This window comes from Tsuneonella rigui (genome assembly GCF_003958625.1).
Classification (GTDB): domain Bacteria; phylum Pseudomonadota; class Alphaproteobacteria; order Sphingomonadales; family Sphingomonadaceae; genus Tsuneonella; species Tsuneonella rigui.
Genome location: NZ_RSEL01000011.1, coordinates 1 through 7,737 on the forward strand (window position 1 = coordinate 1; position 7,737 = coordinate 7,737).

Consider the following 7,737-nt stretch of genomic DNA (forward strand, 5'->3'; position numbering starts at 1 on the left):
GCGGTCCCGGCGACCAAGCCGGCGCCGCCCGCGACCGGCGGCTTTCGCGCGGCCCGAGTCATGACCATCCCCGGTTTGGAAGGCGTGATCGGCGCGGACACCGCCGCGCTCCAGCGCCAGTTCGGCGCGCCCCGGCTCGACGTGTGGGAAGGCGACGCGCGCAAGCTGCAGTTCTCGGGCGAGGCCTGCGTGCTCGACGTCTATCTCTATCCGCCCAGCCCCGGGGCGACCCCGACCGCGACCTACGTCGACGCCCGCCGCGCCAGCGACGGCCTCGACGTCGACCGCGCGAGCTGCGTGCGCGCGCTGAAGCGCTAGTCGTCGAACTCGAGCGGAGCCTCCGCACCGCCCTGCAACGGCAACGGCCCGCGCGGCGGCACGGCCATCACCGGGAGCCCGGCTTCAGGCGGCTTGCGGCGTCGCGGCGGCTTTTTGCTATTGCGGACGTGCGCGCCGAGCACTTCGCGCCGCAACCGATCTCGTTCGCGGATCGCTGCGGCCGCCACTTTCTCGGCTTCCCGCAGCCTCTCGCTCAAGTCGCCGAAATGGATATCCTGGTCGCGATCGTCGCGCTCGTCGCCTTGCGCGCGCAGGATCGCGCGCAGCACCCACCCATCTTTCCCCATCAGCGCGTGAAGGACGCTGTCGGGCTGAGGCCAGCTCACACCATGAAACTCTCGCCGCACCCGCATGCGCCCTTGGCGTTCGGGTTGGCGAATACGAAGCCGGCGGTGAAGTCGTCCTCCACCCAGTCCATCGTGCTGCCGACGAGGTAGAGCACCGAACCGCCGTCGATGTAGAACGTGCCACCCGGAGTGATGATCTTCTCGTCGAACTTCGCTTCCTCGGTCACGTAGTCGACCGAGTACGCGAGGCCCGAGCAGCCGCGGCGCGGGGTCGACAGCTTGACCCCGATCGCGTCGGCCGGCGCCTTGGCCATCAGCTCGGCGATCCGCGCCTCGGCGGCGGGGGTCAGGATAACGGCGGCGGGGCGCTGGCGGAGCGTGGTCATGACATTCCCGGTGCGTGGCGGCGGACATTCTCGATCTCGGCGACCGTTTCGGGCGGTAGCCCGTCGGTCGAGGCGGTACGGAGCGTCCCCTGTCCATGCCAGATGGTGGCGATCGAGGTGCCGATCAACATCCGCATGCCCGGATCGTGCGACCAGTCGAGCGAGGCGGCTTCGAACAGGTAGGGCAGGGCGTCCGCGCCCTGCTGATCAAGATCCTGCGCGGCGTGCATCCGTTCCCACTGCTCGCGCAAGGGGTCGAGCAGGCACTCGCCGAGCTCATGCACGTCGGTCATAGCATCCCGAGCTCAAGCCGCGCCTCGTCGGTCATCTTGTCCGGGCCCCATGGCGGGTCCCACACCAGCAGCACTTCGGCGTCGCGCACGCCGGGCACCGCGCCGACGCGCAGTTCGACCTCCCCGGGCATCGATTCGGCGACCGGGCAGTGCGGAGTGGTGAGCGTCATGGTCACCTTCACCTCGCCGTCGGCGGTCGCATCGACGCCGTAGATCAGGCCGAGGTCGTAGATGTTGACCGGGATTTCCGGGTCGTAGATTTCCTTCAATGCCTCGACCACGCCTTCGTAGAGGTCGCCGCCGGGTTCTCCCGCGTGCGCGACCTGCGGCTTTTGCGCGAGGAACCCTTCGAGATAGTCGCGCTTGCGCTCGAAGCTTTCGCGCGGGGTGGTCCAGCTGTCGATTTCCGCCTCGACGGCATCCTCTACCGAAGCCCTTGGGGGCTTGGCGACCGCGTCGACTTCCTCGACCTCGATCTTTGACTGTTCGGTCATGCGAATATCCTTCTCGCGCGCTCGATCCCGCGGATCAGCGCGTCGACATCAGATTGATCACTGTAGAGCCCGAAGCTCGCCCGCGCGGTGGCGGGCACGCCGAGCGTGTCCATCAGCGGCTGGGCGCAGTGGTGCCCGGCGCGGATGGCGACATTCTCCTCATCGAGGATCGTGCCGAGGTCGTGCGGGTGCACGCCTTGGAGCGCGAAGCTGACGATGCCCGCGCTGTCTTCCGGCCCGAACAGGCTGACATCATTCATCGGCCGCAGCGCATCGCGCAGGGACCGCACCAACGAGGCCTCGTGCCGCTCGATCGCATCGAGGCCGATCATCTCGACATAATCGCACGCGGCAGCGAACCCGATCGCCTCGACGATTGCCGGGGTGCCCGCCTCGAACCGCTGCGGCGGCGGAGCGTAGGTCGTGCGCTCGAAGGTCACCCGGTCGATCATCGACCCGCCGCCCTGCCACGGCGGCATTGCGTCCAATTGCTCCGCCCGCCCCCACAGCGCGCCAATCCCGGTCGGGCCATAGAGCTTGTGCGCGGAGAAGGCGTAGAAATCGCAGCCCAGCGCGGCAACGTCGACCGGCATCCGCGGCACGGCCTGGCAGCCGTCGAGCAGCAGCCTCGCGCCCACCGAATGCGCCAGTTCCGCCGCGCGCCGTGCGTCGAGCACCGAGCCGAGCACGTTCGAGACATGCGCGAATGCGACTATCGTGTGCTCAGGCGTCAGCATCGCCTCGGCGGCATCGAGGTCGATCCGGCCACCGGCGGTGAGCGGGCAGACGTCGACCTGCCACCCGGCAAGCTGCCACGGCACGATGTTCGAGTGATGCTCGAGCTGGCTCAACAGCACCCGGCCCTTGTCGGGGTAGCTGTAAGCGACGAGGTTGATCGCCTCGGTCGCGCCGCGGGTGAACACGAGCTCGTCCTCGCGCCCGCCGATGAACCCCGCCACTCGCCGCCGCGCTGCTTCGTAGCCGAGCGTCATCTGCGCCGATCGGGTGTACACCCCGCGATGCACGGTGGCGTAATCCTCGCCCAGCGCGCGGCCTGTGGCGTCGATCACCGCCTGCGGCTTTTGCGCGGTGGCGGCGGTGTCGAGGTAGTGCCACGCCGAACCGTCCGGATTGATCAGGCCCGGAAAATCGACCTTGCGGCTGACGGGCGTCATCACGTTCACGCCGCATCTCCCAGCGCGCCCAGCGCGGCATCGAGCAGCGCCTCGGGCTCGCGGTGCGCGACGAAGGCGTCGGCGACGAAGGCCTGCACCAGCAGCTTGCGCGCCAGTTCGGGCGGCAGCCCACGCGCGGCCATGTAGAACGCCGCCGCCTGGTCGATCTGGCCGATAGCGGCGCCGTGGGCGCACTTCACGTCGTCGGCGAAAATCTCAAGCTCGGGCTTGGCGTTGGCGCTCGCGCCGCGAGTGAGCAGCAGGCCCTTGAAGCTCTGCGCCGCGTCGGTTTTCTGCGCGTCGCGCGCGACCATCAAGCGCCCGAGGAAATTGCCGGTCGCAGTGTCCCAGTGCACACTGCGCACCACCTGGTTGCTGGTCGCGTTCGGCGCGGCGTGGGTCACGCGGGTGACGATCTCGCGCACCGCGTCGCCGCCGCCGATGGTCACCCCGCCGAGCTCGAAGTGCGCGCCTTCGGCCAGCGTCACTTCGACTTCCAGCCGCGTGTATTCATCCGCCGAGAGCACCGCAAACAGCTCCGCCCGCGCGCCTTCGCCGACGGTCAGCCGCACCCGATGGACGCCGCCCTGGCCCTCGCCCAGCATAAGTTCCTTGCAGCGCACCTCGCCGGAAGGGAGCGCGACCTCTTTCCACCCGTCGAGCGCCGCCGGTTCCAGCCGCGCAAGCTCCGCGGGATCGGCGTAGCGCCAATCCTCCTCGCGGGTGGTGGGAAGCGCGGCGAGCGTCATCCGCGCCCTCGCTTCAACGCGAGCTCGGCGATGCCCTGCCCTCGATGCGCGCGCAGGCATGGTTGCAGGGTGGCGAGCTTGGCGCCGATCTTTTGCTTCTTCTCGTCGGCGGTGCCGGGGCCGTCGGCGATCGTCTTCAATGCCGCGTACTCGGGCTTCACGCACGCGATCATCGAGGCGCAGCCGAGCGCGTCGATCTCCTCGTCGCCGCTCGACTTCACCGTCTTGCACGCGAGCTTCCCGCCCGCCGCGCCCCACGCGCCCTGCCATTGTTCGAGCTTGCCGGCGATAATCGGAACCTGCGCGGCGACCTTCGGGTCGACTTTGCTCGTGTCGATCGGGCGCGGGGTGGGCGCAGGCGTGGCGGTTGCCTGCGCGGCGACCAACAGGAGTGGGAGAAACCAGTTCATGCCGCCACCGCGCTTTCGTAGCCTTCGCGTTCGAGCTCGCGGGCGAGCTCCGGCCCGCCCGACTTCACGATCCGCCCCTTGGCCAGAATGTGCACCCGGTCGGGCTGCACGTAGTCGAGCAGGCGCTGGTAATGGGTGATTAGCAGCACGCCCTTGCCCGGTTGCCGCATGATCGCGTTGATGCCCTCGCCGACGATCCGCAGCGCGTCGATATCGAGCCCGCTGTCGGTCTCGTCGAGCACCGCGAAGGCGGGATCGAGGATGCCCATCTGGACCATCTCGGCGCGCTTCTTCTCGCCGCCCGAGAAGCCGACGTTCACCGGCCGCTTGAGCATGTCCATGTCCATCCGCAGCAGCGCGGCCTTCTCGCGCGCGAGCTTGAGAAATTCGCCGCCCGACAGCGGCTCCTCGCCGCGCGCCTTGCGCTGGGCATTGAGCGCCTCGCGCAGGAACTGGACGTTGCTCACCCCCGGAATTTCGACCGGGTACTGGAAGCCGAGAAACAGCCCGGCGGCGGCGCGCTCGTGCGGTTCGAGGGCGAGGAGGTCCTGCCCCTCGAACGTCACCGAGCCGCCCGTCACCTCGTATCCCGGTCGCCCGCCGAGGGTGTAGGCGAGCGTCGATTTGCCCGCGCCGTTCGGGCCCATGATCGCGTGCACCTCGCCCGCGCCGACCGCGAGCGTCAGCCCGGTGAGGATCGGCCGGTCGGCGACGGTGGCGTGGAGGTTGTCGATCTTCAGCATGTCAGGGTGTCAGTCCGGAGAAATTGGCGACCGCCTGGGCGATCTCGGCATTGAGCGCGCGGATGGCGCGGGTCTTGGCAGCCTCGGCCTCGTTCCCCTTGAGGCCCGCGGTGGCGGCCGCAACCCGCTGGCGCTGCACGCGGTTGATCTGCGCGCCGCAGTAAGCGCGCGTCTGGATCACCGCGGCCTCCAGCTGGCTTTGCCCGGTGCCCGAGGCGCCCGCAAGCAGGCATCCGCGCAGGCGCGATTCGGCGAGGTCGGGGGATATGTCGTCGTCGGCCGATGCAGGCGCGGCGAGAGCCAGTGCGACGAAGGCGAGAAGATGGATCTTCAACATTGGGAGGCTCTCACTGATTCGTCGCCCCGGACTTGATCCGGGGCGGTGCTGCCTTTCGCCGCTCCGCTGGCAAGAAAAGCACCGGCCCGGGTCAAGCCCGGGCAGACGGAGAATGGGAGGAAAGTAAGTATCGTCACCGCTTCGGCCTAGACCAATCCTGCTTCGGGTTGGCTGCCGCGTGCTCGCGCGCGCGGGTTTTCTTGTCGCCCATGCGCAGCTTCATGCCCGCGGTGATCCGCGCGAGGACGGCGTCCATGTCCTCGAGCACGTCCTCCGCTTTCACCCGCATCACGCGGATGCCGACCGCCTCGAGGCTCTTGTCGCGCCGGGTGGCGAGCGCGGGGTCGGCATCGGGCTCGTCGATCGCCACCGCCATGCCGAGCAGCGGGCAGCCGAAATCTACGATCGCGCTGCCGATCACCGCGTGGCGGGTGAACTTGTAGCGCCCGAGATCGGCCTTGGCGAAGCGCGCCGCGAGCGCCTTGTGCGCCGGGCTCGAATGCCGCCGCATCTCGCGCGCCCGGTCGTGCAGCGCATCGAGCCGCTTCTCCGAGATCTCCCAGCCCCGCCCCTTCTTCTTGATCGCGGGCACGGCGTCGGCGGTCTCGGACGGATCGCGGAGCTGGAGGGTCTTGCGGTCGGTCACTTCGCGCGCTTCCGATAAATTCGTTCTAGCTCGGGGAAGCTTCTCAACCTCCGAACGAGCCGCACTTTGCGGAAGCGCGAAAGTGCGGCTCCGAAGAAGGCCAGCGCCAAGGCCGCTCCTATCGCCGCCTTCGTATCCCACACCGTGTGCACGGCAAGCAGGGTAAGGGCGAGCATGATGATCCCGCCAGCCAAGGGCCACCAGAAGTCCTTGCCAAAGGTATCGGAGGCGTTGTCCGTCATCCCACGCTTCCCTCGAGCGAGATCGCGAGCAGCTTCTGCGCCTCGACGGCGAACTCCATCGGCAGCTCCTTGAGCACCTCGCGGGCGAAGCCGTTGACGATCAGCGCCACCGCTTCCTCCTGCCCCAGCCCGCGCTGCATGGCGTAGAACAGCTGGTCGTCGCTGATCTTGCTGGTGGTCGCCTCGTGCTCGATCTGCGCGGTGGGGTTCTTGACCTCGATGTAGGGCACGGTGTGCGCGCCGCAGTCGTGGCCGAGCAGCAGCGAATCGCACTGGGTGAAGTTGCGCGCGTTCTCGGCATTGGGGCCGACGCGGACGAGGCCGCGGTAGGTGTTGTTGCTCTTCCCTGCGCTGATGCCCTTGGAGATGATCGTCGAGCGGGTGTTCGCTCCGTTGTGGATCATCTTGGTCCCGGTGTCGGCCTGCTGGAAGTTGTTGGTCACCGCGACCGAGTAGAACTCGCCCACGCTGCCCTCGCCGTTGAGCACGCAGCTCGGGTACTTCCAGGTCACCGCGCTGCCGGTCTCGACCTGGGTCCACGAGATCTTCGACCGCGCGCCCTGGCATAGCCCGCGCTTGGTGACGAAGTTGTAGATCCCGCCGACACCCTCGGCATTGCCCGGGTACCAGTTCTGCACCGTCGAGTACTTGATCTCGGCATCGTCCATCGCGACCAGCTCGACCACCGCCGCATGGAGCTGGTTCTCGTCGCGCATCGGCGCGGTGCAGCCTTCGAGGTAGCTGACATAGCTGCCCTTCTCGGCGATGATCAGCGTGCGTTCGAACTGCCCCGTGTTCTCCGCATTGATGCGGAAATAGGTGCTGAGCTCCATCGGGCAGCGCACGCCCTCCGGGATGTAGACGAAAGTGCCGTCGGAGAAGACCGCGCTGTTCAATGTCGCGAAATAGTTGTCGCGCTGCGGCACCACCTTGCCGAGCCACTTCCTGACCTGGTCGGGATATTCGCGGATCGCCTCGCTGATCGAGCGGAAGATGACGCCCGCGCGCTCCAGTTCGGCGCGGAAGCTGGTCGCCACGCTGACCGAATCGAACACCGCGTCGACGGCCACCTTGCGCACGCCGGCAAGTACTTCCTGCTCGCCCAACGGGATGCCGAGCTTGTCGTAGACCGCCTTGATCTCGGGATCGAGCTCGTCGAGCGAAGCCAGCTCCGGCTTCTTCTTCGGCGCGGCGTAGTAGTAGGCGTCCTGATAGTCGATCGGCGGGTAGCCGAGCTTGGCCCAGTCGGGCTCGGTCATCGTCTGCCACAGGCGGAACGCCTTCAGCCGCCAGTCGAGCATCCATTCGGGCTCGTCTTTCTTGGCGGAGATGAAGCGGACGGTGTCTTCGGAGAGGCCCTTGGGCGCGAACTCGGTGTCGATGTCGGCCGACCAGCCGTGCTCGTAGTCCGCCGCACGCGCGGCGGCGTCGTGCGCGGCCTGATCCTGCAGGGCGATGTTCTCGCTCACGCGTCGACCCCCCTGCTCAACTGGACGAGCGACACGCTGGCGAGCGCCCGGCGCAGCGCCTGGTTGACCACCGGCCAGTGCGGACGGACCGCGCAGTGCTGCTCGACCGAGCAATCTCCGCCGTCGCTGCAGGCGGAGAGCGCGATCGGCCCTTCGACCGCCTCGAC

At 68.2% G+C, this 7,737-nt stretch carries 13 protein-coding genes and 1 pseudogene; 1 reads left to right on the forward strand and 13 read right to left on the reverse strand.

Annotated elements, in window-relative coordinates; all coding sequences use genetic code 11:
• A partial coding sequence (locus tag ELY12_RS04220; protein ID WP_241229720.1) for a hypothetical protein occupies positions 1-318 on the forward strand: 318 nt, incomplete at its 5' end.
• On the opposite strand, the gene ELY12_RS04225 is transcribed toward ELY12_RS04220, so the two are convergent.
• From ELY12_RS04225 to ELY12_RS14475, 13 genes and pseudogenes are all read right to left on the reverse strand, one after another.
• Positions 315-608 (reverse strand): hypothetical protein, encoded by a 294-nt coding sequence (locus ELY12_RS04225; protein ID WP_126175462.1) that lies wholly within the window; start codon positions 606-608, stop codon positions 315-317. The genes ELY12_RS04220 and ELY12_RS04225 overlap by 4 nt on opposite strands.
• A 53-nt stretch (positions 609-661) precedes the next feature.
• Positions 662-1,012, reverse strand: a complete 351-nt coding sequence (locus ELY12_RS04230) for a HesB/IscA family protein (RefSeq protein ID WP_126175463.1) — start codon at positions 1,010-1,012, stop codon at positions 662-664.
• Positions 1,009-1,305, reverse strand: coding sequence for a hypothetical protein (locus ELY12_RS04235; protein ID WP_126175464.1), 297 nt, complete (start codon positions 1,303-1,305; stop codon positions 1,009-1,011). Before ELY12_RS04235 ends, ELY12_RS04230 begins: the two co-directional genes overlap by 4 nt.
• The gene (locus ELY12_RS04240) at positions 1,302-1,799 is read right to left on the reverse strand and encodes an SUF system Fe-S cluster assembly protein (protein ID WP_126175465.1); all 498 of its coding nucleotides are present in this window, start codon (positions 1,797-1,799) and stop codon (positions 1,302-1,304) included. The genes ELY12_RS04235 and ELY12_RS04240 overlap by 4 nt, the downstream gene beginning before the upstream one ends.
• Positions 1,796-2,974 (reverse strand): aminotransferase class V-fold PLP-dependent enzyme, encoded by a 1,179-nt coding sequence (locus tag ELY12_RS04245; protein ID WP_126175473.1) that lies wholly within the window; start codon positions 2,972-2,974, stop codon positions 1,796-1,798. The genes ELY12_RS04240 and ELY12_RS04245 overlap by 4 nt, the downstream gene beginning before the upstream one ends.
• A gap of 5 nt (positions 2,975-2,979) precedes the next feature.
• Positions 2,980-3,723 carry a SufD family Fe-S cluster assembly protein gene (locus ELY12_RS04250; RefSeq protein WP_126175466.1) on the reverse strand — a complete coding sequence of 248 codons (744 nt, stop codon included), beginning with the start codon at positions 3,721-3,723 and terminating at the stop codon, positions 2,980-2,982.
• The gene (locus ELY12_RS04255; RefSeq protein WP_126175467.1) at positions 3,720-4,133 is read right to left on the reverse strand and encodes a hypothetical protein; all 414 of its coding nucleotides are present in this window, start codon (positions 4,131-4,133) and stop codon (positions 3,720-3,722) included. Before ELY12_RS04255 ends, ELY12_RS04250 begins: the two co-directional genes overlap by 4 nt.
• The gene (sufC, locus tag ELY12_RS04260; RefSeq protein WP_126175468.1) at positions 4,130-4,876 is read right to left on the reverse strand and encodes a Fe-S cluster assembly ATPase SufC; all 747 of its coding nucleotides are present in this window, start codon (positions 4,874-4,876) and stop codon (positions 4,130-4,132) included. The genes ELY12_RS04255 and sufC overlap by 4 nt, the downstream gene beginning before the upstream one ends.
• Position 4,877: 1 nt before the next feature.
• On the reverse strand, positions 4,878-5,213 hold the full coding sequence (locus ELY12_RS04265) for a hypothetical protein (RefSeq protein WP_126175469.1): 336 nt from the start codon (positions 5,211-5,213) through the stop codon (positions 4,878-4,880).
• 133 nt (positions 5,214-5,346) lie between these two features.
• Complete coding sequence (locus ELY12_RS04270; RefSeq protein WP_126175470.1) at positions 5,347-5,859, reverse strand: endonuclease domain-containing protein; 513 nt, start codon at positions 5,857-5,859, stop codon at positions 5,347-5,349.
• Positions 5,856-6,101, reverse strand: coding sequence for a hypothetical protein (locus ELY12_RS04275; RefSeq protein ID WP_126175471.1), 246 nt, complete (start codon positions 6,099-6,101; stop codon positions 5,856-5,858). The genes ELY12_RS04270 and ELY12_RS04275 overlap by 4 nt, the downstream gene beginning before the upstream one ends.
• A complete protein-coding gene (gene sufB, locus ELY12_RS04280; RefSeq protein ID WP_126175472.1) occupies positions 6,098-7,570 on the reverse strand; it encodes a Fe-S cluster assembly protein SufB in 1,473 nt (490 codons plus the stop codon). Before sufB ends, ELY12_RS04275 begins: the two co-directional genes overlap by 4 nt.
• Positions 7,567-7,737 (reverse strand): annotated as a pseudogene (locus ELY12_RS14475) (AsnC family transcriptional regulator); the annotation flags it as partial. The gene sufB and the pseudogene ELY12_RS14475, both read right to left, overlap by 4 nt.

What these genes read in the sequence shown, in the direction of transcription:
- ELY12_RS04230 (WP_126175463.1), bottom strand. Translation starts at nt 1,012, where the DNA reads ATGACCACGCTCCGCCAGCGCCCCGCCGCCGTTATCCTGACCCCCGCC.
- ELY12_RS04235 (WP_126175464.1), bottom strand. Translation starts at nt 1,305, where the DNA reads ATGACCGACGTGCATGAGCTCGGCGAGTGCCTGCTCGACCCCTTGCGC.
- ELY12_RS04240 (WP_126175465.1), bottom strand. Translation starts at nt 1,799, where the DNA reads ATGACCGAACAGTCAAAGATCGAGGTCGAGGAAGTCGACGCGGTCGCC.
- ELY12_RS04245 (WP_126175473.1), bottom strand. Translation starts at nt 2,974, where the DNA reads ATGACGCCCGTCAGCCGCAAGGTCGATTTTCCGGGCCTGATCAATCCG.
- ELY12_RS04250 (WP_126175466.1), bottom strand. Translation starts at nt 3,723, where the DNA reads ATGACGCTCGCCGCGCTTCCCACCACCCGCGAGGAGGATTGGCGCTAC.
- ELY12_RS04255 (WP_126175467.1), bottom strand. Translation starts at nt 4,133, where the DNA reads ATGAACTGGTTTCTCCCACTCCTGTTGGTCGCCGCGCAGGCAACCGCC.
- sufC (WP_126175468.1), bottom strand. Translation starts at nt 4,876, where the DNA reads ATGCTGAAGATCGACAACCTCCACGCCACCGTCGCCGACCGGCCGATC.
- ELY12_RS04265 (WP_126175469.1), bottom strand. Translation starts at nt 5,213, where the DNA reads ATGTTGAAGATCCATCTTCTCGCCTTCGTCGCACTGGCTCTCGCCGCG.
- ELY12_RS04275 (WP_126175471.1), bottom strand. Translation starts at nt 6,101, where the DNA reads ATGACGGACAACGCCTCCGATACCTTTGGCAAGGACTTCTGGTGGCCC.